This is a genomic window from Rhodococcus sp. T9N, from assembly GCF_024436645.1.
Classification (GTDB): Bacteria; Actinomycetota; Actinomycetes; order Mycobacteriales; family Mycobacteriaceae; genus Rhodococcus_F; species Rhodococcus_F qingshengii.
Window position 1 is genome coordinate 184,838 of the sequence record NZ_JAMSKS010000001.1, and the last position, 23,723, is coordinate 208,560.

At 61.7% G+C, this 23,723-nt stretch carries 15 protein-coding genes and 1 pseudogene; 4 read left to right on the top strand and 12 right to left on the bottom strand.

The annotated features are described in order from the left end of the window. Positions 1 to 123: 123 nt before the first annotated feature. The gene (locus M1L53_RS00960; RefSeq protein ID WP_054187531.1) at positions 124 to 1,563 is read left to right on the top strand and encodes an amino acid permease; all 1,440 of its coding nucleotides are present in this window, start codon (positions 124 to 126) and stop codon (positions 1,561 to 1,563) included. Between the two features lie 121 nt (positions 1,564 to 1,684). Further along, on the top strand, positions 1,685 to 2,809 hold the full coding sequence (locus M1L53_RS00965; protein ID WP_063836244.1) for a GGDEF domain-containing protein: 1,125 nt from the start codon (positions 1,685 to 1,687) through the stop codon (positions 2,807 to 2,809). Position 2,810: 1 nt separating this feature from the next. Here the strand turns inward: M1L53_RS00965 and M1L53_RS00970 are convergent, their stop codons facing one another. The 7 genes from M1L53_RS00970 to M1L53_RS01000 form a co-directional block, all read right to left on the bottom strand. Then, positions 2,811 to 5,138 carry a bifunctional diguanylate cyclase/phosphodiesterase gene (locus M1L53_RS00970; protein ID WP_054187532.1) on the bottom strand — a complete coding sequence of 776 codons (2,328 nt, stop codon included), beginning with the start codon at positions 5,136 to 5,138 and terminating at the stop codon, positions 2,811 to 2,813. A gap of 237 nt (positions 5,139 to 5,375) precedes the next feature. Continuing rightward, on the bottom strand, positions 5,376 to 6,998 hold the full coding sequence (locus M1L53_RS00975; protein ID WP_042446444.1) for an MFS transporter: 1,623 nt from the start codon (positions 6,996 to 6,998) through the stop codon (positions 5,376 to 5,378). 42 nt (positions 6,999 to 7,040) lie between these two features. Next, the gene (locus M1L53_RS00980; RefSeq protein ID WP_047269390.1) at positions 7,041 to 8,204 is read right to left on the bottom strand and encodes a VWA domain-containing protein; all 1,164 of its coding nucleotides are present in this window, start codon (positions 8,202 to 8,204) and stop codon (positions 7,041 to 7,043) included. Next, complete coding sequence (locus tag M1L53_RS00985) at positions 8,201 to 10,387, bottom strand: DUF5682 family protein (RefSeq protein WP_083471176.1); 2,187 nt, start codon at positions 10,385 to 10,387, stop codon at positions 8,201 to 8,203. Before M1L53_RS00985 ends, M1L53_RS00980 begins: the two co-directional genes overlap by 4 nt. Further along, positions 10,384 to 11,454 carry an AAA family ATPase gene (locus M1L53_RS00990; RefSeq protein ID WP_030536085.1) on the bottom strand — a complete coding sequence of 357 codons (1,071 nt, stop codon included), beginning with the start codon at positions 11,452 to 11,454 and terminating at the stop codon, positions 10,384 to 10,386. The genes M1L53_RS00985 and M1L53_RS00990 overlap by 4 nt, the downstream gene beginning before the upstream one ends. A 59-nt stretch (positions 11,455 to 11,513) precedes the next feature. Further along, positions 11,514 to 12,998 (bottom strand): DUF5691 domain-containing protein, encoded by a 1,485-nt coding sequence (locus M1L53_RS00995; RefSeq protein WP_054187534.1) that lies wholly within the window; start codon positions 12,996 to 12,998, stop codon positions 11,514 to 11,516. Further along, positions 12,995 to 14,302 (bottom strand): SWIM zinc finger family protein, encoded by a 1,308-nt coding sequence (locus M1L53_RS01000; RefSeq protein ID WP_054187535.1) that lies wholly within the window; start codon positions 14,300 to 14,302, stop codon positions 12,995 to 12,997. Before M1L53_RS01000 ends, M1L53_RS00995 begins: the two co-directional genes overlap by 4 nt. 116 nt (positions 14,303 to 14,418) lie before the next feature. On the opposite strand from M1L53_RS01000, the pseudogene M1L53_RS01005 reads away from it, so the two are divergent. Next, a pseudogene (locus tag M1L53_RS01005) lies at positions 14,419 to 15,722 on the top strand (DUF222 domain-containing protein). Between the two features lie 91 nt (positions 15,723 to 15,813). Here the strand turns inward: M1L53_RS01005 and M1L53_RS01010 are convergent. The 5 genes from M1L53_RS01010 to M1L53_RS01030 form a co-directional block, all read right to left on the bottom strand. Continuing rightward, positions 15,814 to 17,103 carry a CdaR family transcriptional regulator gene (locus tag M1L53_RS01010; RefSeq protein ID WP_054187007.1) on the bottom strand — a complete coding sequence of 430 codons (1,290 nt, stop codon included), beginning with the start codon at positions 17,101 to 17,103 and terminating at the stop codon, positions 15,814 to 15,816. Positions 17,104 to 17,138: 35 nt separating this feature from the next. After that, entirely contained in the window at positions 17,139 to 18,572 is a 1,434-nt protein-coding gene (locus M1L53_RS01015) for an NAD(P)/FAD-dependent oxidoreductase (RefSeq protein ID WP_030536102.1), read from the bottom strand. After that, positions 18,569 to 20,416 carry a DUF3556 domain-containing protein gene (locus M1L53_RS01020; protein ID WP_042451545.1) on the bottom strand — a complete coding sequence of 616 codons (1,848 nt, stop codon included), beginning with the start codon at positions 20,414 to 20,416 and terminating at the stop codon, positions 18,569 to 18,571. The genes M1L53_RS01015 and M1L53_RS01020 overlap by 4 nt, the downstream gene beginning before the upstream one ends. Positions 20,417 to 20,501: 85 nt before the next feature. Then, positions 20,502 to 21,974 carry a class I adenylate-forming enzyme family protein gene (locus M1L53_RS01025; protein WP_054187011.1) on the bottom strand — a complete coding sequence of 491 codons (1,473 nt, stop codon included), beginning with the start codon at positions 21,972 to 21,974 and terminating at the stop codon, positions 20,502 to 20,504. A 148-nt stretch (positions 21,975 to 22,122) separates the two neighbouring features. Next, on the bottom strand, positions 22,123 to 23,016 hold the full coding sequence (locus tag M1L53_RS01030) for a LysR family transcriptional regulator ArgP (RefSeq protein WP_003943053.1): 894 nt from the start codon (positions 23,014 to 23,016) through the stop codon (positions 22,123 to 22,125). A 75-nt stretch (positions 23,017 to 23,091) separates the two neighbouring features. Here M1L53_RS01030 and M1L53_RS01035 point away from each other — a divergent pair, with 75 nt between their 5' ends. Then, a complete protein-coding gene (locus tag M1L53_RS01035; RefSeq protein WP_042451547.1) occupies positions 23,092 to 23,712 on the top strand; it encodes a LysE/ArgO family amino acid transporter in 621 nt (206 codons plus the stop codon). Positions 23,713 to 23,723: the final 11 nt, after the last annotated feature.

A 23,723-nucleotide genomic window follows, 5' to 3' on the forward strand; every position in this document is an offset into this window, starting at 1 on the left:
AGTGGACAGAACTGACAGTTTCCAGTTCAGATTTGTACATCAAGTCCATGTTCTGGATCACACGATGAGCTTAGCGTCTCTCCGAAAGAACTGATCGCGTCATGCAATAGGAGCTGAGCCCAGATGCCCGACAGCAGCACCGAAACAGCCGAAGCCGCCAGCGTTCATTCGACACTCAAAACAGGCTTGAAGAAGCGCCACCTGACCATGCTTTCCATGGGCGGCGTCATCGGCGCCGGTTTCTTCGTCGGTCTGAGCGGAATCATCAACCAGGCCGGCCCCGGCGCAGTCATCACGTGCGCGATCTGCGGGATCATCGTGTTCCTGGTGATGCGCATGCTCGGCGAAATGGCCGTGGCCAAGCCGTGTACGGGATCGTTCACCGAATACGCCCGCATGGCGTTGGGCGACTGGGCGGGTTTCACCACTGGCTGGCTCTACTGGTATTTCTGGGTGATCGTCGTCGGCATCGAATCCGTCGTCGGAGCAACCTTGCTCTCCCGGTGGATCCATGGTGTCCCGCTCTGGCTCATGTCAGCGGTACTCCTGTTGGTGATGACCGGGGTCAATCTTCTCTCCGTCAGCAACTTCGGCGAGGCTGAATACTGGTTTGCGGGTATCAAGGTCGCCGTCATCATCGGCTTCATCGTGCTCGGCAGTCTGTTCGTCTTCGGCATCTGGCCCGGCAGTGAAGTCGATTTCAGCAATCTGACCGGCCACGGAGGATTTCTGCCGAACGGCTTCACCCCCGTACTGGTGGGCGTTGTCGCCGTGATCTTCTCCATGACCGGAGCCGAGCTTGTCACGATCGCCGCAGCGGAATCCGCCGAACCTGCCGGAGCGATCAGGCGGGCCACGAACACGGTCGTCTTCCGCATTCTCGCCTTCTTCGTTGTCGCCACCTTCCTCCTCGTGACGATGCTGCCGTGGGATTCGTTCGTCGTCGGCGATTCTCCGTTCATCTCCGCACTCGACCTGCTCGGAATTCCCGGCGCCGCCGACATTCTCAATCTCGTGGTTCTGGTCGCGGTGCTGTCCTGCCTCAATTCCGGCCTGTACACGGCGTCACGGATGCTCTTCGCACTCTCCGTCTACAACGACGCGCCGGCCTGGATGACACGGACCAACAGCCGCGGCGTGCCGGTGAAGGGCGTACTCGCCTGCACCGTGGCCGGGTACTTCTGTATCGCGGCCGGCTACATCTGGCCGGATACGATTTTCTTGTTCCTCGTGAATTCGTCGGGCGCAATCTGCTTGTTCGTTTACATCCTGATCTGTGTATCCGAACTACGCCTCCGACGCCGATGGGAACGCGAAAGCCCCGAGATTCTGAAATTCCGTGTCTGGTTGTATCCCGGCCTGCCGATAGTGGTCACTGGTCTGATTCTCGTGATCCTGGTGGGAATGGGGCTCAACGAACCCACGCGCGCGGAATTCGTCCAAAGCCTGGTCGCGCTGGGGGTCATCCTCGCCGCTTACGGCGTGAGAAAGTCTCGTACGCGAAAAGTCGTATCGTTCGCGACCGGCTCGAACAACGCACACAGCAGTTCGAAGAAGGCTTGAAACAAGCATCGAGTAAGCACTCGACTCGATAATTGAACCTCTTCCCCGAAAAGAGCCGATCCGATGGAAGCGGTCGAACATAGATTTTCTCTTTACCTAAATTCAAGGCAAAATGGACAGCATGCCGAGCCCTGTCATCGCCTCCGAGGGGCACAGTTCTTGGCGAACACTTCACGAATGGTTCAACGAACCACACGACTACGAGTGGATAAAGCACCAGAGATCCGGCCGGGCAATCATTCCGATCTTCCGAACCTTGCTCGGAATGATGACGATCATCTTCGGACTGTCCGCTTTCTACAAATTGATCGGTCCGGATACGCCGCCGACCACACCCGGCAAAGCTCTTTCGATTTTCATGATCTGTACGTGTGTGGGAATCGCCGCATGCTGGTTCACACAACCGTTTCCCGGACGCCGGGGGTTGCTTGCATTCGGAATATTCGCAGATCTCGGGATCGCGGCTGCCGTCCTCCTGGTGCCGGATCGCTCGTCCGGGACGTTCGGTTGCATCGTCTTTGCGGTCACCGGAACCTTTGCGACGCTTTTTGTCAGCGCAAAGTGGCTTGTCGCTCATGTCGTTTGGTCGACGACCGTCACGACTACCGTTTTCGTTCTTGCATATATGGAAGGCGACGTCGATATCACGACGCTTCTGGCCCGCGGCACCGTTCTTTTCGGAGCTGTCACACTCGTTCCCATTTTTGCGCACCTGACTTGGCGCACTCTCTACCGCGATGCCCAGTATTCGGACCGGGATCCCCTCACCGGACTGTTCAACCGTCGGGGACTGGAAGGGGCAGTCGGCGATCTCTTCGAGAGCGCCCGAGACGATTCTTCATCTCTCGCCTTCATCGTCGTCGATATCGACAAATTCAAAACAGTGAATGATCTTCACGGTCATGCCGAAGGCGATCATGTCATCAGGAGAACCGCGAACCGATTGAGCACACATCTCGGCGAACGCGGAGTCATCGCTCGAACCGGCGGGGAAGAATACCTGGCCGTCATCGCCGGCGATCCCGAATCGACAACCCTGTTGATCGAAGGGATAAACGCGGCGCTGTCGGATTGTTCCGACGCGATCCCCACAACGGTGAGCGTCGGAGCGGTGATGATGACCGCCGAATCGAAGGCGTGGAGCGGCGGTGCTTCCGCAATCCTGGCGGCGACAAATGTCGCGGATTCGATGATGTATCAAGCGAAAGCGGCAGGCGGTAATACGATCCGCTCGGCTCAGATCTGATTCACAGCCACGTAAGTGGGTGGACGCTGCGCCCGGTTTCCGTGTCCGTCGCGGCAAGATACACATCGACGCGCTCAGCGGTCAGAGCCTTGCTGATGTGGTAACCCTGGACCAGGTCACACCCGACCCACTGGACGCGGCGGAACTGCTCGATGGTCTCCACGCCCTCGGCCAACGATTTCATACCGAGGGCCGCGGCCAATTCGACAATGGACTTCACCACGGACATCTTCGGATCGTCCGAGTCGGTGACCAGCATGCGATCGATCTTGAGAACGTCGATTGGAAGTCTCTGGAGCGTGGCGAAGGACGAATAGCCGGTGCCGAAATCGTCGAGTGCGACGGTAACCCCGAGCTCACGCAGCTTGTAGAGATCCCGGATCGCGCGATCGTCCACAACACCTGTCTCGGTGATTTCGAGCTGCAGCAGTTGCGGAGGCAAGCCCGAATCCGTCAGCGCTTTCTTCACCATCGCACCGAACTCTCGCGACACCAACTGCACTGGTGAAACATTGACCGAGACGCCGATTCCGGTCGGCCACCCCGCAGCAGCGGCGGTCGCCATCGCCATTGCCTGCGCGCCGAGGGGAATGATCATTCCGGTTTCCTCCGCCACCGAGATGAACTGGCTGGGCCCGATGAGGCCGCGGCTGGGATGGTTCCACCGAAGAAGAGCTTCGAAGGCCACCACTTCACCGGTCTGAGTGTCGACCTGAGGCTGGTAGTGGAGATCGAACTGCCCTTCCTCGATCCCTCTGTCCAGCTCGTGCAACGCCGTTGCCCGCGCCGATGCCCTCGCCCGCAGCAGCGGTGAGAACTTGCCCACTCGATTGCGTCCCGTCGACTTCGCCTCGTACAGAGCCAGATCTGCCAGCATCACCAATCCGTCGGCGTCCGTCGAATCCTCGGGCGCGCTCGAGTAACCGATCGTGGCCCGCACTTCGATCCGATTGCCTTCGACGAACAATGGTTCGTGCAGCACTTCCAGGTACCGATCGAAGATCACACCGGGATCGTCGCGCGAAGAGGTGCAGACGATCAGCCCGAATTCGTCACCGCCCATCCGCGAGCACATGTCCGAACCGATCACGTCGCGAAGGCGTTTCGTGACTTCGAGAAGTAATTGGTCCCCGATCGGATGGCCAAGGGTGTCGTTCACCGATTTGAAGTTGTCGAGGTCGAGAATCCCGACGAGAACCTGCTTCTCCGGCGCGCGGGAGTCGATCGCTTCCTCGAGCGCCACTCCGAACGCACGACGGTTCGGTAACCCGGTCAACGAGTCGGTGGCCGCAAGGCGAAGGATCTCCTGCTCGTGGACATACCTCTCCGTGATGTCGGAACCGACACCGCGCCAACCCAGAATCACGCCGGATTCGAGGACCCGTGGATTGCCGGAAAGAGACCACCAGCGTCGCCTACCGTCGACATGCACCGGCACGACAGTGTCCCGGAAGGGAGCACTCGATTCGAGTTTGTCGATCATCTGGGCCGCGGCCGCACGCCCCTCCGGACTCGATGCGATCTGGAGTCTGGTGAGGAGTTGTCCGAAGGTGAGTTGCTGCAACTCGTCCACCGTCATACCTGCGACCTCGGCGAGACGTGCCGAGGTGTGGGAGAACCGGCCGTTGGTGTCGCACTCCCACAGCCAGTCGCGGGAACCGCCCTCGAAACCGTCGAGCAACAACGCCACAGTCTGACGCTCGGATTCCGCCTGAAACTCTGCGAGACAACGTCTCTGGAAAGAGGCCGACAGATAGACCGCCCCTACGGTGAGCGCAAACATGTAGATGCACAACTGAATCGCAAGTATGCGAAAGTGGGGTTCGGCGTGGACGACGAGAACAGTGAAGACGCCGAGGCCGTGAATGTAGATCCAGGTCAGGCTCACCGATCTCAGACTCGAGAACGTCACGGTCCCGGCGCCCATGATCCCGGCCATCGTCGCGATCAGAACCAAGTCGCGGAAGACGTCCATGTCGTGAAAGAGCAGAGCGAAAAGTGTGACGTCGAGGGTCGCGACCACGATCACTTCGACGAGCAGACCCACGTAGTCGTAGCGCGGGGTGTGCTTCGACGGCCGCCAGCGAAGGGGAATCCATACTCGGATCGAATTCGCGAGGACGAGAAAGATGAGGGCGCCACCCAACCACCTGAGCGTCTGACGTCCGGGCGGGACGGTGTAGGTCAGAATCACGACCAAACTCGCCATGTACGCAAGATTGGCGAACGGCGCGACGGCTGCAGCTTCGTCTATCTGACGGCGAAACAGGCTGTTGCAGTCGGCCTCCGAAGCAGGATCTTGCCTGCCCAATCGACTCGGACGGCTCATCAGCGAGGCATCCCGACATCTGCGCAGGCGCCATCAGCGGGCGTCGAATCCGCTCGCCTGGCCATCCGAACCTCCCCTGGCTCCCCACCGAACCCTTATCCGGTGAAACGTCAGTGTTTCAGACTCGCTGCTTGTTTCCTTCACAACGGTAGCCATCTGACGAATCGATTGTGCGCAGATCACTATATCCAGAGGTCGTTCCGTCGATCGTCCAGGTCGATCCGCGATTGCTGATTCTTAGCTCGAACCACGTTTGTCGCCGACCGCGACGCGGGGGATTCGAGCGGTCGGGAACAACGCGGCGATGGCGAGCAGCGCTGCCACGGCAAAAGCGACACGCAACGCGTCCAGCCTGGCTTCTTCGTTCACGTCCACGATCGCATCCGCCGTGGACTCGGCGACGCCGGCGTCATCGAGAGCGGATCGGAGTTGCGTCGTCGACAGGAACGGCACGCCCGAGGCCATGTCGGTGCTCGCTTGCTGCTGCACCGAAGTCGGAACCGCCGGATTGTCTTCGATTCCGGCGATCGCCGACGTCGTGAGAGTGGCAATGAGAACCGATCCGATCAGGGCAGTTCCCAAGGAAGCGCCGAGGTTGGTGGCGGTGTTCTGCAACCCGCCGACCTCGGTGCTGCGCTCGTCCGGGACCGAGGACACCGTGACGGCTCCGAGCTGCGAAGACAGGCACCCCAAGCCGAAACCCATGAACAGCATGGGAATCATCACGATCGCCGCATTGGCGCCGGGGTCCATGCCTGCAACGAGCATCAGAATGCCGACGACCATGACCAACAATCCGACTCGGACCACGCGTCGCGGGTTCGCGGTAGGCCGTAGCTTCGGAATACCGATCGCCGCCACGACGAGCGCCGCCGACAACGGCAGGATGCGAACTCCCGTCTCCAGGGCACTGAGCTCCAGAACTACGGACAAGAACAACGGGACCGCGAAGAACACGCCCGCCTGGACCAGAAACTGCGCGAAGAACATCGACAGCCCGCCACTGAGCTCGCGGTTTCGCAGCATCGCCGGATCAAGCAACGGCTCCTTCCCCGCAGCGGCCAGGCGTCCCTCCCAGCGCAGGAATCCGTACACGACCAGGAGCCCGGCGATCAGCAGCCACACCACCGGGGAAAGCCCGACCAACTGCGGTCCGTCGGGTTTGGCCTGCACCCAACCCCACTCGCTCGAGCGCAGTACGCCGAAGACGATCATGCCCAGCCCGACCACGGACAAGATCGATCCGACGTAGTCGAGGCGCGACTTCGACGGTGGGACGTCGACCACCTTGCTCAGCACCAGCAAGATCAGGACAACGATCACGACTTCGCCGACGAACACGTAACGCCATGACGCAAATGTCGTCGCGGCGCCGCCGATCAGCGGCCCGACCGCCACGGCCATCGCGCCGGCGGCAGCGACCAGACCGTAGGCAGCCGGGCGCTTCTGCGCCGGAAAGTTGGTGGCGACGAGCGCGACGATCGCGGGCATGATGAGTGCCGCACCGACGCCTTCGAGGAACGACCATCCGATCAGCAGGACCGCAAGATTGGGAGCGAGCGCCGTTGTCAGAGAACCTGCGCCGTAGATGATCAAGCCGAGCGCGAAAGCCCGGCGACGACCCATCATCGACCCCAGCTTGCTGCCCGTGATCATCAGCGTCGCCATGACCAGGGTGTACAGCGTGATCGCGGTTTGAATACCGGTGATGCTCGTGCCGACGTCCTCGGCGACGGTTGCCATCGAAACGTTCATGACCGAACTGTCCAAGGTCATCAGGAATTGGCTGGATGCCAACACCGTGAGAACCAGTCCTGAACCCGCCTGCGTCGTCGAACCAGCAACCTGTCCGTCACCCATCGTGCGGGTGTACCCGGTGTTCAGGTTCTCGAAGCAGACCGGTCAGTGCTGTTCGAGGCTGAGCTGATCCGCCCAAGCCGACACGTCCCCGCGTTCCAGAGCCACCGCCAGCAGTTCCGGAAACTTGTCCGGCGTGCACGCAAACGCGGGAATCCCGAGGGCACTCAGCGACGCTGCATTGTCGTGATCGAACGACGGTGCCCCGTCGTCCGAGAGTGCCAGTAGAACCACGACTTGAACGCCGGAGTTCTTCATGGCGGCCATCCGGCGCAACATCTCGTTGCGAATACCGCCCTCGTAGAGGTCCGAGATCAGAACGAACATCGACTCGGCAGGACGCGAGATCAGTGACTGGCTGTACGCGATAGCGCGGTTGATGTCCGTGCCCCCACCAAGTTGGGTCCCGAAAAGGACGTCGACTGGATCGGACAGTTTGTCCGTCAAGTCGACGACGGCAGTGTCGAAAACCACGAGCGAAGTCTTCAGCGCCTGCATCGACGCCAACACCGCGCCGAACACGGATGCGTAGACGACGCTGGACGCCATCGAACCCGATTGGTCGATCGCCAGGACTACGTCGCGCTGCACGGATTTCGACTTGCGGCCGTATCCGACGAGCCGCTCGGGGACGACGGTTCGATACTCCGGAAGGTAGTGCGACAGATTTGCTCGGATGGTTCGGTCCCAGTCGATGTCACGCAACTTCGGATTCGACGTTCTGGCCGAACGATTGAGTGCCCCGGTCACCGCGGCCTTCGTTTTCTGCGCGATTCGCTCTTCGACTTCCCGAACCACCTTGCCGACGACCATTCGAGCAGTGGCCTTGCTGGCCTCCGGCATGACCTGGTTGAGGCTCAGCAGCGTCCCGACCAGATGCACATCGGGCTCGACGGCATCGAGCAGTTCCGGTTCGAGCAGCAACTGCGCCAAACCCAGTCGGTCGATCGCGTCCTTCTGCATCACCTGCACCACCGTGCTGGGAAAGTACGTCCGGATATCGCCGAGCCATCTGGCGACGGACGGAGCCGACGCCCCCAATCCTGCTGAGCGGCGTCGCCCCTTGGTCGGGCCGGACGAATCGTAGAGTGCGGCAAGAGCTGCATCCATTCGACGCTCGCCCGGTTGGCCCAGCCCACCCGTCGATTCTTCGGCGGATTCCCCGAGCATCAGTCTCCAGCGTCGAAGGCGCTGATCGTCGTCGCTCATGCGCCCACCCCCAAGATGTCCGCAACGACCGCCATTGCCGCTCTGCCGCGTCGAGCATCGGTCTCCACTGTCGTTTCGACGCGTCGTCCACCTCTGACCGCCTGACCGATCGCTCGACGCTCCCCCGCCTCGAACGCTCCGAACGTACGTCGAAGCAGTGGAAGCGTGTCGATGAAGTCCTGCTCACGAAGTTGGCGAACCCACGTGTCGATCAGCGTGAGCAACGCTCGATCGTGAACGAGCACAAGCCCTCCTCCACCGAGAAACCCGTCGACCCACCCGGCTTTGGCGGTCGGCGTGCTTCCCACGGACAGGGCCCGAGACAAGCGCTGGGCTGCAGCGGTTTCCGTGATCGAACCGCTGTCGCGCAGTAGCCGCACCAACCGTCCGACGAGTAATCCGTTGACGTCGTCACGGTCGATCACGCCGGCCATGGCCTGCAGCCACCGTGCGCTCGCATCGCGATCGTCACGAACCATGACTGCCGAGTGAACCTTGTCGAGGTGTTCGCGAAACTCCTCGGCACTGGGATCGTCCAGGCCCGTGACGGCGACTGCGAGGCCGGTGCAAATGCGGATCAACAGGCTGTCGGCGACGTCGACCAAGGCAGACACGTCGGTTCCGCGCACATCGCCGTACCGCAGCGTTCGCGTCAGCGTGGGCAGCGCCGCCATCAGGTGCGACACGTCATGATCTAGTGCCGCCACCGTTTTCACACTTTCCAGCACAGCGGACAACGCTGCCGGCAGGTTTGCCAGGAGCGAGTTCTCCAGTAGTCCGATCAGTGACGCGAGAGTGATGTCCGGCTCGTTGATCTTCGAGACGACACGTGATGTTGCCGCTGCAGCCACCGTCGTGCCCCACAGCGACGCCTCGATCACCGAGACCGAGAATTCGGGCTTCCATTGCAGCGCCCAAGTCTCCCGGAACGTTCCGGTGGAACGGACCTCACTGTCGGCCGGGGTTCCCCAATCGATCTCGAGTATCCCCAGTCGGTGCAGGAACTGGGAACGCTCGACGTCGATGTCGCGTCGCAGGTCCAGATCGAGAGTCTTTGCTCCCGCTTGTTGTTTGAGCCGCAAGGTCTTCGAGCGTGCGCGCCGGTCTGCTTCGAGTGGGACTGTCGGAGTTTCCTCGGGCACCGCGCCCAGCGCTTCGCCCACAACCAATCTTCGCGTGATCAGATCCAGAAGAACGTCGTTCCCGTCGCACATCACCGACCTCGTTGCCTCGGTGACCTCCGACAATCCCGCCAAGGGTCGAGAACGCAGTGCCGCCAACGTATCTGCCAACCGGACAGCTTCGATGACGTGAGCACTCGAGATCGGAAGGTCCTCGTCCCTGAGCACCCGCGCAACTTTGGTGAGCCACCGCGTGATCGTCTTGTCGTTCGCGGTGAACAGGTGGTGATACCAGCCCGGCGAGGTGATTCCGGCGCCGTAACCCGATGCCGACGCCAGGCGTGAATGTGTCCAGGGAACCCAGGTCAGCGAGGTCTTGACCTTGGACATTCCTTTGAGGATGCGAGCATCGGGTGCCGCCGGCCCCAAGGCTCCGACCAACGCCGGCGCGTGCCAGGCTCCGCAGACGACCGCTACCCGCTCAGCGCCATCTTTCAACGTCTTTCGCAGCACCTGACGCATGTACGCTTCGCGATGCGCTGTCTCCTCGTCGATCGGCACTGTCTCACGCAGCGCCTCCATCGCCTCGGTGATCGCATCGAAAGAATCTGCGCCCGAGCTCGATTCGATCACCGAATCCCACCAGCGCTCGGTGTCGTCGAAACCCGCGGCCGCGGCCAGTTCCGACAGAGGATCGCCCTCGCGGACAGTACGAATCCCCTGATCCGCCAACACGTTGAAGGCGGGCAGATCGCAGAACCGTGCCTGCACACCGTTCTTCGCAGCCCACTGCAGCGCTTGCCATTCGGGTGAGAACACCGCAAACGGCCAGAAGGCCGCCTTCGACGGCTCGCCAGTGGCGTACGCGAGCAACGCAATCGGTGGTTCCATCGATTCCGACGCTGCCAGCATCACCAACGGGTCTGCGTCCGAAGGCCCTTCGATCAGGACGACGTCAGGCGAGAACTCTTCCAGACCCTGCCGAACCGAACGAGCAGATCCCGGGCCGTGGTGACGGATACCGAAGACCCGGACACGCAGGTCCGGAATCACGATGGTCACCCGGTGACCTCGCGGCACGCCCGGTAGAAGTCGGACCACTCGCCGCGTTCACGCACTACTGCCTCGAGGTACTCGTTCCACACCACCTTGTCTGCGACCGGATCCTTGATCACCGAACCCAGGATTCCGGCAGCGACGTCGGATGCCCGCAGTACGCCGTCCCCGAAATGCGCAGACAACGCCAAACCGTTGGTGACCACCGAGATCGCCTCCGCCGTCGACAGAGTTCCGGACGGGGACTTCAACTTGGTGCGGCCGTCGGTGGTCGCGCCTGATCGCAGTTCCCGGAACACGGTGACGACCCGGCGAATTTCCTCGGCTGCTGCGGGGGTTGTCGGCAATTCCAGTGCTGCGCCCAGCTGTTCGACTCGACGTGCCACGATGGCCACCTCGTCTTCCTCGCTGGCCGGCAACGGGAGGACTACGGTATTGAACCGTCGACGCAGTGCGGACGACAGATCGTTGACACCGCGATCGCGATCGTTGGCGGTAGCGATCAGATTGAAGCCCTTGGCGGCCTGCACCTCGATGCCCAGTTCCGGCACCGGCAACGTCTTCTCGGAGAGAATGGTGATGAGAGCGTCCTGCACGTCGGCCGGGATACGCGTCAACTCTTCGACGCGGGCGATCTTCCCGGTTTCCATCGCCGTCATCACGGGAGAAGGCACCAGCGCACCGGCGGTCGGCCCCTCGGAGAGAAGACGTGCGTAGTTCCAGCCGTAGCGGATAGCTTCCTCGGGCGTACCCGACGTGCCTTGAACCAGGAGCGTCGACGCACCCGAGATTGCGGCCGAAAGGTGTTCGGAGACCCAGGTCTTGGCCGTACCGGGAACCCCCAACAGCAGTAGCGCCCGGTCGGTGGCAAGAGTTGCGACGGCCACTTCCATCAACCTCCGTGGACCGACGTACTTCGGTGAAATGACGGTTCCGTCGTCGAGAGTGCCACCCAACAGATACGTCACGACGGCCCAGGGCGACAAGTTCCACGACGGTGGACGCGGACGAGCATCCTGCGCGGCCAGTGCTTCGAGTTCGAGCGCGTACTCCTGCTCTGCGTGGGGCCGCATCAGCTTTCCCGGTTGCGCGAGCTTTTCCGGTTCCGTGGTGGGCACGGTTACGCTGTCAGTCACTTGAGCTCCTCGAGCAGAGTCTTGCGGTGGGTGATGGCACTGGCAGTTCTGGCGAAGGTTTGCCGCCAGTCGGGGTCACGAGCACGCTCCGCCGCACGCTCCAGCAAAGTTACTGCGCTGTAAGGAAATCGAGTCTCGGCCAGGCGCAGCGATGCGACGTACTTGTAGCGTGAGAATTCGCCGGCCTTGGCGCCTCCGTCGGCACGTCTGGCCGCAACTCGTTCCCACTGGGCTACCACTGCCCGGGTGATGTCCTCGGGCCATGGACCTCGCAGAGCGTCGTAGATCGCTGCCCGGCCCGGGTGCAGAACATTGGCGTCGCCGTTTCCGGACCTCAACAGATCAGCCAGCGCCTTGGCCTGCACCAACGGGAGCACGCGTCGATCGGTTGCGGTGCCGCGCATACGAAAGAGTTCCAGCGCCCATTCCGTATTGTTCTGCGCGACTGCGGCGGTGGACCACGCGTCGTGAAGGATCGGCTCCCAGCTTTCGTCAACGCCCATCCCCAAGACCTTGCCTGGTCCACCGATCATGTTGTTCCACAGAGACAACGGCGCAGAACTGATCGCCTGACGCACATACTCGGCACGATAGTCGGTGTGTGGATTCGGCCGGTCTTCGATGCCGTCTCGCCTCGCCGCTGAATCGACTTCCTCAGGCGGGACGATGACGAGCGTGGACCGAACGAGTTTCCGTTCCACCCGCACCCATTTCCGAACCCGAGCAGCCATTCTCTCCCCGAACTCCGATTCGGGGAGTTGTCCGAGTACTTCCACTGCCGCGCGTCGCACGTCCTTGCGACGGTCGTCGAGGGCTTCCTCCAACAATGGTTGATCATCCGCGCTCAGTCCGTTTGCCAGCGCCGCGACGAAGGCAGCCTTCTGTTCGCCCCGCTCGGTGGCCCAGGACTTTCGGAGTTCGGCCAGCGCCAGCGCGGGATCTGTTCGACGAGTGTCTATCAGCCACTGTGTGCGCTGCGACGAACTTCCGTGACGCCACACGTCCGGGTTGGCATCCCTGGTTCGGACGAGTTTGCTCCACTCGGGGTTTTGCGCGGCAAGCCATCGACCACGCTCGCCGACAATCTGCAGGATGCTCTCCCGGTGAGCTTCACTTGCACGTGCAAAAGAAAGCAACTCGGCGACCAGATGATCAGGCGCACGGTAATTGTGCTCCAACGCGACTGCGAACCATTCGTCGAGCAAGGTCGCCTTGGCCGCGAGCATCGACAGCAGATGCGCCGATGAGGATTCCGGCAGCGTGAATCGAACATCGTCTGGCGCAGGTGTCGGCACCGCCGCCGTGGTGGAGCCCGCACCGCCACGGCGGTACGCCCTCTCCAACGCTGCTCCTGCGAGAAGCATCTCGGCAGGATCGCCGTCGAGTTCGCGAGCGTAGCCACGCACTTCAGCCGGCAGCTCCTCGAATGTTGTTGCTGTTCTGGCTGTCCCAAGGAGCGCCGCTGAGATCAATGTACTCACAGCACGATCACCTGCCCTCCCGTGAAAACCGAGATCGGAGTAAGAGCCAGCGCGTTCCACGTTCCGCAGACTGTGACCGGGTAACCGCCGGAAATGCCGAGCAACTTCCACAGAAGATCCGAATCACCCTCTGCCCGAAGCGCTGTGCCCGATTCGTCGACGACAAACCATGATCCGTCGACGAACGACGGGACCACCGAACTGATCACTGCCGGCCACGAGCGCAACCATGGATCCGCGGCGAGGGCATCGGTAAACTGCTGCAACGCAGTGTCGATGCTTCCGAACGGCATGGTTGTGAAGGGCTCCGGTTCTCCGTGCGTGACCCCTATCCGCGCCCGCAATGCCGCGGCACCGGGATAGAAATGAACATCGGCGTTGAGCAGAAACCCGACTGGCGGCGTTTCGGTGGCAAAATTGGCCGACCCGTGGGAGAAGTCGAGCAGCATGGCCCACCGCTTCGAATTCCTGCCGAGCATCCACACCGTTCGGGTGAACAGTCGCTTCTCCTCGGTGATCCCGGAACCGAGAATCATCCAGTTCTCTTTCACCGGAATCGATTCCATCACACTCTCGGTTGAGACCGGATAGCCGACGTGTGCTTTCACCGAATAGGCAAGATCTTCCGGCAACTCGGACAGCTTCTGATGCGCAGCAACCAGCAGGTGCAACCGAGCCAACTCGTCGAGGACTTTCTCGGGCCAGTTCTCGGTAGACGCAACGGTGCCCGCCAAGGCTCGAAGTGTGCCTGCGACACCAGGCGCCTGAGCATCCACCATTCGAGCAGCTACTGCGTCGAAGCCCGCCCAGGATGTGTCCATCGCTGCCAGACCACTGCGAATCTGATCGGTGATCCACAGGTCCAATTCGACGAGCCCGCTCGCAACGCGGTCGGCGCGCTTCTGCGCTGTCGCCGGGTCGGGAGCCCTCTTGGGAGCCTCGTCGCCGGTCTCAGCCCTTTCGCCGCGGGTCTCGGCCTTCTCCTCGCGGCGCAACAACCACTCTGCCGCGAAGTCGGCGGGCTCGTCCGCCGACGGCACACGCCCTTCCGACCATTCCACCAACAGCCCCAGAGCATGTTTGCACGGAAACTTTCGACTGGGGCACGAGCACTTGTATGCAGGGCCCCGCAGGTCGACCACTGCTTGATACGGCTTCGAGCCGCTGCCCTGACACAGCCCCCAGAGCGCGAGACCTATGTTGCCGGCATGGCTCCACGAACCAGCCAACTTGCGCGCAGCGGCCAGCGATGCGGCGTCCGGAGCTACCGACGCCACCTGCCCAGCTGTCCACGGCGAAGTCACTCGACCACAGTATGACAACCCGCTGACATCACAGAGCCAGGCCGATTCGGTGGTGAATGACCCCTTGACTCGAACACATATTCGAATATGATTTGGGGAGGGGATCGGGGGATTCAATGAGCGTCTTGTTGTCGGATGTGGTGTCGGGTTCTGCGGTGGGGTTACGCGGACGCCTGTGGCAGTTGACTGCTGCCGAGTTGCGCGCTGCTGCTGTCGAGGCGAGTGCGGAGATTCTGCGCCTGGAAGCCGTTCGAGTGGCGGTGGTCGACGAACTGTCGACGCGCCCGGATGATCAGGTGATTGCCAGCCGCGGTGTGGGGTCCTGGTTGGCGGCGAACACGATGTTGCAGGTTCGGGACGGGAAGAAGATCGCCGCGTTGGGTGCGGCTTTGCGGCCGTTTCCGGCTGTGGCGGCTCGGTTCGATGGCGGGGATTGCTCGTTCGATCATGCCGTGTTGATCGTGGCGTTCTGCGAGTCACCTCCGAAGGGGATGCCGGAGGAAGCACTACCGAAGTGCATCGACCTGTTGCTCGCAGCTGCGTCGGGGGTGGAAGCGACGACGACGAAAGTGCGGAACGTGATCGCGACCTTGGAGCGGTTGTTCGAATCCGATGAGATTCCGCCCGCCGAAGATGTCGACCGGAACGAGTTGCGGATCGCCTCGACATTGAACGGTCGGGTGGTGGTGCGCGGCGATTTCGACGCCCTCACCGGCGAAATGCTGCTCTCCGCGTTGTCGAATCTGACAATGCCGACCCCAGCACCGGACGGGACGCCGGATGCCCGGTCGGCGGCGAAACGCACCGCGGACGGGTTCACCGAACTGATCCGCCGGTATCTGGACTGCGCGAAAACCGGTACCGATGGTGGGCAGCGTCCGCATGTGAACGTGCACATCAATTGTCGGGATCTGGCGGAGCACCGGGACTGCGCCGCAACACCCTCCATGGCTGATGGTGAAGAGTCTCTGTCGGATCTTGATGTCGGGCACATGCCTGGCTCGGACCACTGTCCGTATCGCAGACCAGACTCCTCGGGTGCGATTGTTTCCTCTCCACCGTGCTGCTCGACGATCACGGCGCACCGCTCGATGCGAAACCCGGAAAACGATTGGTCACCCCCGAACAGCGAGTGGCGTTGATCGCCCGAGACAGGGGCTGCGCGTTCCCGGGGTGTTCATGTGTGCCTGCCTGGACGGATGCGCACCATATCCGGCACTGGGCGAACGGCGGCTCGACGGTGATGAACAACCTGGTCCTGCTGTGCCGTTCACACCACCGACTGATGCACCGCAAATCCGGGTTCGTCGGGAAATGGGCGATCCGCATCGGCGCCGACAACAAACCCTGGTTCATCCCGCCACCCTCGATCGACCCGCAGCAGCACCCGCGGCCGGCGAACACCACCTTCAAAACCTGAGAAGAACCTCAGGCACAACAGAACACGGCCAGGCTCCGCATCGGACATCAAACCCCGATACGGAGCCCACAGGCCGTGTCGCATCCACGACTCACGACGATTTGGCCGGGCGCAAGACCGATCTGCCCAACAACTCACAAACCTGCAGGGCCAGAGCAAGATCCAACTTGTCTCGGCCGGCAGCAACTGGATCGCCGAGCGCCTTGTTGATGCGATACTTCACCGTATTCCGGTGCAGATTCATGTGATTGGCAGTGTGCAGATGACTTTCACCATGTGCAAAGTACACACTCAACGTCGTCCGCAAGGATGCAGCAGAGGGCGTATCTTCCGCCAACGGGCCAAGCACCTCCCAGACCCATGACTTCGTCGAATCGATGTTCTCGGACAGAAGTGAAACCACAGCGACGCCGCGGTCTCCGAAGCTCACCACAGGTCGCTGCGGTGTATCCGGGACGGCAGCAACCGAATAGGCGGCGGTTGCCTGTTCGTGGGACCGTTTGAAACCGTCGACCCCTGACCCCGGCAGTCCGATTGCCACCCGCGCCCCGCCGTCCAACGGCACTGCCGCCGCGAGAACCTCCGGATCCGGCGCAGGCACCCGGCGACCGAACGGCAGCCACGCCCACACCGTGCGCCGATCGATGGCGGTGATGATCGGCGGCTTGTCCGCTCCCGCCGCTGCGCCGAGATCACGTACGAGTCGGTCCAGCGTATTGATGCCCATGACGTCGGCATCCCACGTCGACCAGACCACCAGGGCGACGTGGTTCTGACCGAGGCGGTACCCGGTCTCCGCTTCGAAAGCAGCGGTATCTGCGTTGGCGCCGGACAGGAGGGCGTGGATTGCGGCCGAATGGAGGTTTCCCTGCGCTGCCATCCATCGACTGCGTTCCCGCTCGTACGCGTCGAAGACGTAGAGCGTGATCCAGTCGATGTAGCTGTAGACCACGTCCGAAGTGTGTTTCAGGACAGCCAAAGTGAGTCGCGCCGGAATATCCAGTGTGCTGATCTCGTCGTGGCAGATCCGCATCAGATCGCCTTGGCCCATGTGATAGGCCCGGACAAGGGAGTTGGACGGGACATCCCGCTGCGCCAGACGCAGCGCGTATTCCACTGCAGCAGTGGTGGGTTGGAGATGATCGATCGGAATGTCGTTGGCCAATACGTGGATGATCGTCGTGATGTTTCCCTGCACGCTGGCCTCGAGCATTTCGAGCAATTTGGCGTCTGCATCCAATTGGTCGATTTCGTGAGCCATCATGAAGGCCATCTCACGCGCGATGTCGGCGCTGCGCTCGTCGAGTCGTCGTGCCAACTCGGCAACCACCGCAAGCACTTCCGGCTCCGCGGCTGCAGGCACTCGGGCGAGGCGCCGCATCGCACCGGCGCCTCGCTCCTTGTGCGATGGACTACTCACAGAACTTCCGCACCCTTTCGTCGCAGGTACTTCAGAGCCGATTCGGCTGCGTTGTACCCGCACATTCCATGTGCTCCGGCACCCGGCGGGGTCGAGGCCGAGCACAGGTAAGTGCCCGCGATCCCCGTGCTGTACGGATCGACTGCGACGCGCGGACGCAAGACAACCTGCAGTTCGGTGTTGGCACCTCCGATGATGTCGCCGCCTACCTGATTCGGATTGTCCTCTGCCAGGTCAGCTGTACCACTGCTCGACGTCGCGACAATCTGCTCCCGGAATCCTGGCGCAAACCTCTCGATCTGACGGATGATCGCCTCCGTAGCGTCGCCGGCGTAACCGTGAGGCACGTGCGCATAGGCATACAGCGGATGAACGTTCCCGGCAGATCGGGTGGGATCAGCCAGGTATTGCTGACCTAGCAGCACGAACGGCCGGTCCGGCATGCGGCCTGAATTCGTCTCACGCTCAGCGGCCACGATTTCGTCGAAACCACCTGCCAGATGGACAGTTCCGGCCCGAGCACAGTCCGGATTGGTCCACGGCACATGACCTTCGATCGCAAAATCGACCTTGAATGCTCCGGGAGCCTGCTTGAACTTTCGATAGGCCCTCGCCACTCGGCCAGGGAGTCGATCGCCCAGAATTTCGAGCGCACCCCCCGGATTGACATCCAGCAGAACAACATCGGCGTCCGGAATCTCGGAGGCCGTACGAACCCGAACGCCGGTGTCGATCTTGCCGCCGTGATCGAGGAGCATCGCAGCCATCGCGTCGGTGATCGACCGCGAACCTCCCTCGGCAACCGGCCAACCGTAGCGGTGACCAGCAGCAGTGATCATCAATCCCACCGCCGAGGTGGCCGGACGGTTGAGTGGATAGAAGGCGTGTGCGGCAACCCCGCCGAACAGCGCCTTCCCCTTGTCCGTCTTCCACAGTTTGGCGGTCACCGTTGCCGGAAGCAGCGCTCGCGGACCGAAAGCTGCGAGCCGCAGCGGATGGTGCGGAACATTGACGATCGGGCGCATCAGATCGGACGCCAGCGCATCGAACCCAGTCGACAAGTCACCGAACATGCGTTGCCATCGAGGCCCGTCAGCGCCGAGTCCCGCAGCCGTCTGCTCCAGCGAGCGGTACAGAACCCCGGCGTCCCCGTTGTCGAGCGGATGCGCGCAGTCCACCTCTGCCCATCTCCAGATCAGCCCGTATCGCTCGAGGTCCAGCTTGGACAGGTACGGCGAGCCGATACCCATCGGGTGAAACGCCGAGCAGTGATCATGGATCAACCCCGGCACGTCGATCGGACCGGAGCGGGTGCCTCCGCCGATCTGGTCGGCAGCCTCGAGCACCTGCACGTCCACACCGCTACGTGCGAGGTGTACCGCGGCAGCGAGCCCATTGGGCCCGCTGCCGACGACTACGGCCTTTGTCACTTACTCACCTCTTGCTCGCTACCGCTGACCCTCGTACGCATCTTCGGTTCGGAGACAACCTGCGGATCCGTTGCCGCGCGGTCGGCCCGTACGTCCAGTGTCCACTGAACGTCGAACGGAATGGGCCCGTTCGGCAACCACGGCTGTTCGGCGACTGCGTCGGCGACCTTGAAAGTACCTCGTTCGATGACACCGAGAGCGGCATCGATCACCTGGTACTCCTGCGTTCCCTTGTGGATGGGCTGCGATTCGATCCAGGTCACCAGGAACTCACCGGGTGCGAAATTGCAGCGACGCTGAATGGCTGCGATCAACTTCGCGTCGTGCAGGTGCCCGTCACCGAAGTTGAAGGCGACGATGGAGTTGCACATGAACTCTGCTTCCCGCAGTGAGTACGTGTTGATGTCGTCGCCGAGGTGCCTGATCATCAGAGAGAACAGCGCACGCCCCTGGCTGTGCATGGAACGCCAGCCCAACAGCTGATGCAGAACGACATCGGACACATCTTCGGGGTACATCGTCATCAACTGATTGCGCGTATCCGGCGACGGACGCTTGATGAACTGGTCGATCTTGGCTTCAGCGCCCGGCGCGAATGCCCACGTCGCGGATGCCCAGTTGCCGGCGTACTGACGCATCGACGGCAGGAAGGACACCAGATCGGGTCGAAGGTTTCCGAGAATGGGGAAGAAGGCAAGGGCTGCAACAATTCCCGCGGTAATCCACGGTGAGGACATGGCGCCGAGTCCGTAGCCGTCCCATGCCGGGAATCCCAGGAACAGGAAGACCGAGGCGTAGGCGAACAGAAGATTCCATTCGAGTGGGACGGCAAGCGGGAAGGTCGACGCGATGAACAGATGGAATCCGACCATGAGGATCACGGCGAGGATCGTGAGGGTCTTGTTCGTCGAGAACAGCAGTATCAACGGGGTGACGATTTCGACCATCGTTCCGGCCACGTGTGCGACGCCGCCGCCCAGGTGTGAAGGCCGCAGATCCTCCGGGAAATTCCGGTAGTGGGCGCGCTTGATCTTCTTCGACGGGATCCACGGGGTATTGCTGAGCATCGGAGGAACCACCAGCGAGAAATGGCGACCGAACTTCGAGACACCGGCACCGATCCACACCATGACGATCAGCAGTTTGAGCGCCAGGATCATGTCGACGAACGGCAGGAATGTGAAGAAGAAGATCGCCGGCAGGTACTGCTCACTACGGGCAGCGATGAAGGGCACCTTGTCCCGCAACCCGAGAATCACCATGAGTACCAGGAAGGAGTACAAGACCGTCGGGCGCACCAGTCCGGCATTGTCAGCGATTGCCGAGTCGATTCCTGTGGTGTGAACACCGGGGAGAACAGCGGCAACAAGGAGATTGGCGACTGCGGCGACATAGATGAAGACGTCGAACACCGTGCGGGTGTCACCCGAGGTGAGCGGCACTTTGCCCGGCCACGGTGGCAGACGTATGGTGCCGGGGCGGAGCCAGTAGAGAACTCCACCGGTCATCGGCTTGAAGTGGCCGGCGAGCGGCCCCCAGGATCCTGCCAAGCCCAGCATCTCGAGCATCATCGTCCAGATGATGAGTTTCTGGTAGACGATCGGCTGGTTCCACCACGATCCGATGTCGAACCACGAGAGACCGGAAGTCAAAGTGGCAACGGCTGTTCCAGCTGCCAGGTAGAGGAACAACAGTTTCATGATGTAGACGGTGTGGACCATCTTCGGCGTACCGAAGCCGTAATCCACCCAGTGCGTGGACATGTCACGCAGACGCTCGAGAAACGGCTTGTCCATGAACGTTGCCGGATCGACGGGAGGGAAGTTTCCTTCTTTGAATCCCATGATGTGCTCCTGAAATACGGAATGTGGGCATGACGGATCAACTCGACGGACGTCGTCGAGTTGTGCTGGTACTACGGGGAAGTGACTAGTGAGCGGGAGTTGCGCTCAAAGCTCGTCTCATTCCAGGTTTGTCGATCTTGCCCACCGGGTTTCGGGGAAGCGCATCGACGACGTAGATCGCCACTGGCACCTTTACTCGGGTGAGCAAGGCCGTGACATGTTCGAGCAGTTCGTCTTCGGTGACGGGCGCATCGGGGTAGGCGACAACATAGGCAACTGGCACCTCTCCGTAGACCTGGTGCGGAGCGCCGATGACGGCTGCCTCGAGCACGGAAGGGTGTGTAGCGAGCGAGTTTTCGATCTCCTTGGGGTAGATGTTCTCTCCCCCACGGATGATCATGTCCTTGATGCGATCGACCAGGGTCAGGTAGCCGTCCTCGTCGAGGACTCCGACGTCACCGGTATGCAACCAACCATCCTTGACGGTCTTCGCAGTTTCCTCCGGCTTACCCAGATAGCCACGCATCACGTTGTCACCCTTGATGACCACCTCTCCGGCAGTCCCGGCGGGCGCAAAGGTTCCGTCCTCGGCAAGAATGGCAATCTGCTGGCCGGGCAACGCCGGGCCGACCGTACCGAGTTTGCGCACGCCGTCCACAGGATTGCAGGCCGACGCACAGGTCCCCTCGGTGAGTCCGTAACCTTCCACGATCACGAAACCGAAACGCTGCTCAGCGCGTTCGAGGAGTTCCTTGCTGATCGGCGCCGCACCGCACACGGCAAACCTCAAGGACGACGTGTCGATCGAAGGGTCTTCCGGCTGTGAGGTCAGCATCGCGTAGATTGCCGGCACCGCCGAGAAATACGTGGGGCGAAGCCGCGCGACGTCGTCGAAGAATCTCGAAACCGAGAACTTCCCGGTGACACTCACCTGTCCGCCGACAAGTAAGGGCGTCAAGACGCTGACGCAGATCGCGTTGACATGGAACAGCGGCAGAATCAGCAGGCAGTGATCCGCGCCGGTAACACCGATGTTCTTGCCCATCGACGAAGCCATGAACTGCAGGTTGGCATGAGTCAGCATCACTCCCTTGGGCCGTCCGGTGGAGCCGCTGGTGTAGATGAGCAACGCCAGATCGTCTGCTGCAACATCGATTCCGGGTCGGGGATCGGTCGGCGGCACTGTCGCCAGATCCTCGACGGCCAACACTGCGCGGCCGCCCGAGGGTGCGTCGGCAGTGGCGGTGATGACCAACTCGGCCCCGGAGTCCGCGATCTGGTAGTCCGCTTCGTTCGCGGTGAACATCGGATTGATGGGTGTAGCGGCAGCACCGATGCGCCAGGCAGCCATGATCGCGATCAGCAACTCGACGCGATTGGGCAGCATGATCGCCACCACGTCACCGAGGCCGATTCCGAGTCCGGCCAATTGCGCGGCAACAGCTTCCGTGCGATCTGCGAACTCTTCATACGTGAGTTCGACGTGGTCGTCCCGCAAGCACGGCTTCTGCCCGTACTTCTCTGCAAGATCCCAAGCCAGATATCCGATGTTCGCCACGAGAGTCAGCACCTTTCATTCGTGTGTGACTCAAAACACTATCGGCGTCCTGCGGCCGAAGAAACGGTCCCAGGGGATCAACTTGTCCAGGTTCTTTGTTCCCTGAGCACAACACCGCCCGAGCACAACACCGCACGTGCGGTGCACATCAGCTCGACGGCTGATGCAACACCTCGTGGGCGCGTCTGGTCACCACCTCGGAGATCCGGCGCAAGACAGGTGACGACAGTTTCCACTGCTGCCAGTACAGCGGAACGTCGTCCACGAAGTCCGGATCGAATCCGATCAGCACGCCGGAGCGATCGTCGTCGCCGCGCTGCAGGTCCGGTATCAATCCCCAGCCGTATCCCCGCCTGACGGCGTCCGCGAAGTCTGCCGATGAAGGAACAAGATGACGGGGCGGATCGGCGGGGTGGCCGACCTTTTGATCGAGGTAGCGATCCTGCAGTAGATCCTTGCGATTGAACACAACCAGCGGCGCCTCCGAAAGGGATTCGGCCGTGACACCGTCTGCGAACCAACGACGGCAGAACTCTGCACTCGCCATCGGCCGATACCGCATGATGCCCAAACGGCTGGAGGTACACCCTTGAATCGGTGACGCAACAGAGGTGACGGCAGCCATGACCGAACCGTCGCGCAGTAGTTCGGTGGTGTGGTCTTGATCGTCGAGATGAAAATCGAAACCGACTTCTTGCGTGAACTCCGCGAGGGCCCCGAGAACCCAGGTGGACAGCGAATCGGCATTGACCGCGATCGAGACGCGTGCAAACATCCCTGAACCATTTTCAAGGCCGAGTTCTCGCACGGTGTCACGCGACAGTGCGTCTATCTGACGGGCAAGACGCAGGACTTCTCTCCCCGAATCGGTGACCCGGATGGGTTTGGTGCGCTGCACCAGGATCCGGCCAACCGAGGTCTCGAGACCTTTGATTCGTTGGCTGACCGCCGAAGGCGTGATGTGTAACTTCCGCGCCGCCGCCTCGAAGGTTCCCTCGTCGACCGCGGCGTGCAATGCCCTCAGTTGCTCGAAATCCAACATAATCTGAAGCTACTCTGATGCATCCTAAGAATCATTAGCTGGACTGACTGAAATCCGAGCGGCAGGCTCGACGACATGCTCAGCACCAACGACCCTGCGTCGGCCCTCGTCGGTTTCGGGGTCGGACTGTCTTTGATCGTCGCAATCGGCGCCCAGAATGCGTTTGTTCTTCGTCAAGGCCTGACGCGATCACACGTACTCCCGATCGTCGCAGTGTGCGCGTTGTCAGACGCAATTCTCATCCTCGCGGGCGTCAGCGGAATCGGGACCCTCCTCGAACACGCACCGTCGATGATCACGTTCGTTCGTATCGCCGGCGCCGTTTTCCTCCTCAGCTATGCGCTCTTCGCCGCCAAGCGGGCACTTCACCCCCAGACGTTGGCGCCGGATCGACATGGCAACGGGTCGAGGCTTGCCGCCGTCACGATGGCATTGGCTCTCACCTGGCTCAATCCACACGTGTACCTCGACACCGTCGTGCTCATGGGTTCCATCGCCAACGGTCGCGGCGAGATCGGACGTTGGTGGTTTGCCGCCGGTGCCATCACGGCAAGTGTGGTCTGGTTCGGCGCCCTCGGTTACGGCGCACGTCTGCTGACGCCGCTTTTTGCGAAACCCAACGCCTGGCGGGTTCTCGATGCTCTGATCGCCGTGATGATGGCGGTTCTCGGAATCAGCCTGCTTGTCGAATTGTGACCAGGCTGCAC

Coding starts and splice junctions, on each gene's coding strand:
- M1L53_RS00980 (WP_047269390.1), bottom strand. CDS start 8,204: ATGAGCGACGACGATCAGCGCCTTCGACGCTGGAGACTGATGCTCGGG.
- M1L53_RS00990 (WP_030536085.1), bottom strand. CDS start 11,454: ATGCGGCCCCACGCAGAGCAGGAGTACGCGCTCGAACTCGAAGCACTG.
- M1L53_RS01035 (WP_042451547.1), top strand. CDS start 23,092: ATGCTCAGCACCAACGACCCTGCGTCGGCCCTCGTCGGTTTCGGGGTC.
- M1L53_RS00960 (WP_054187531.1), top strand. CDS start 124: ATGCCCGACAGCAGCACCGAAACAGCCGAAGCCGCCAGCGTTCATTCG.
- M1L53_RS01020 (WP_042451545.1), bottom strand. CDS start 20,416: ATGGGATTCAAAGAAGGAAACTTCCCTCCCGTCGATCCGGCAACGTTC.
- M1L53_RS00975 (WP_042446444.1), bottom strand. CDS start 6,998: ATGGGTGACGGACAGGTTGCTGGTTCGACGACGCAGGCGGGTTCAGGA.
- M1L53_RS00965 (WP_063836244.1), top strand. CDS start 1,685: ATGCCGAGCCCTGTCATCGCCTCCGAGGGGCACAGTTCTTGGCGAACA.
- M1L53_RS00970 (WP_054187532.1), bottom strand. CDS start 5,138: ATGAGCCGTCCGAGTCGATTGGGCAGGCAAGATCCTGCTTCGGAGGCC.
- M1L53_RS01010 (WP_054187007.1), bottom strand. CDS start 17,103: ATGCGGCGCCTCGCCCGAGTGCCTGCAGCCGCGGAGCCGGAAGTGCTT.
- M1L53_RS01030 (WP_003943053.1), bottom strand. CDS start 23,016: ATGTTGGATTTCGAGCAACTGAGGGCATTGCACGCCGCGGTCGACGAG.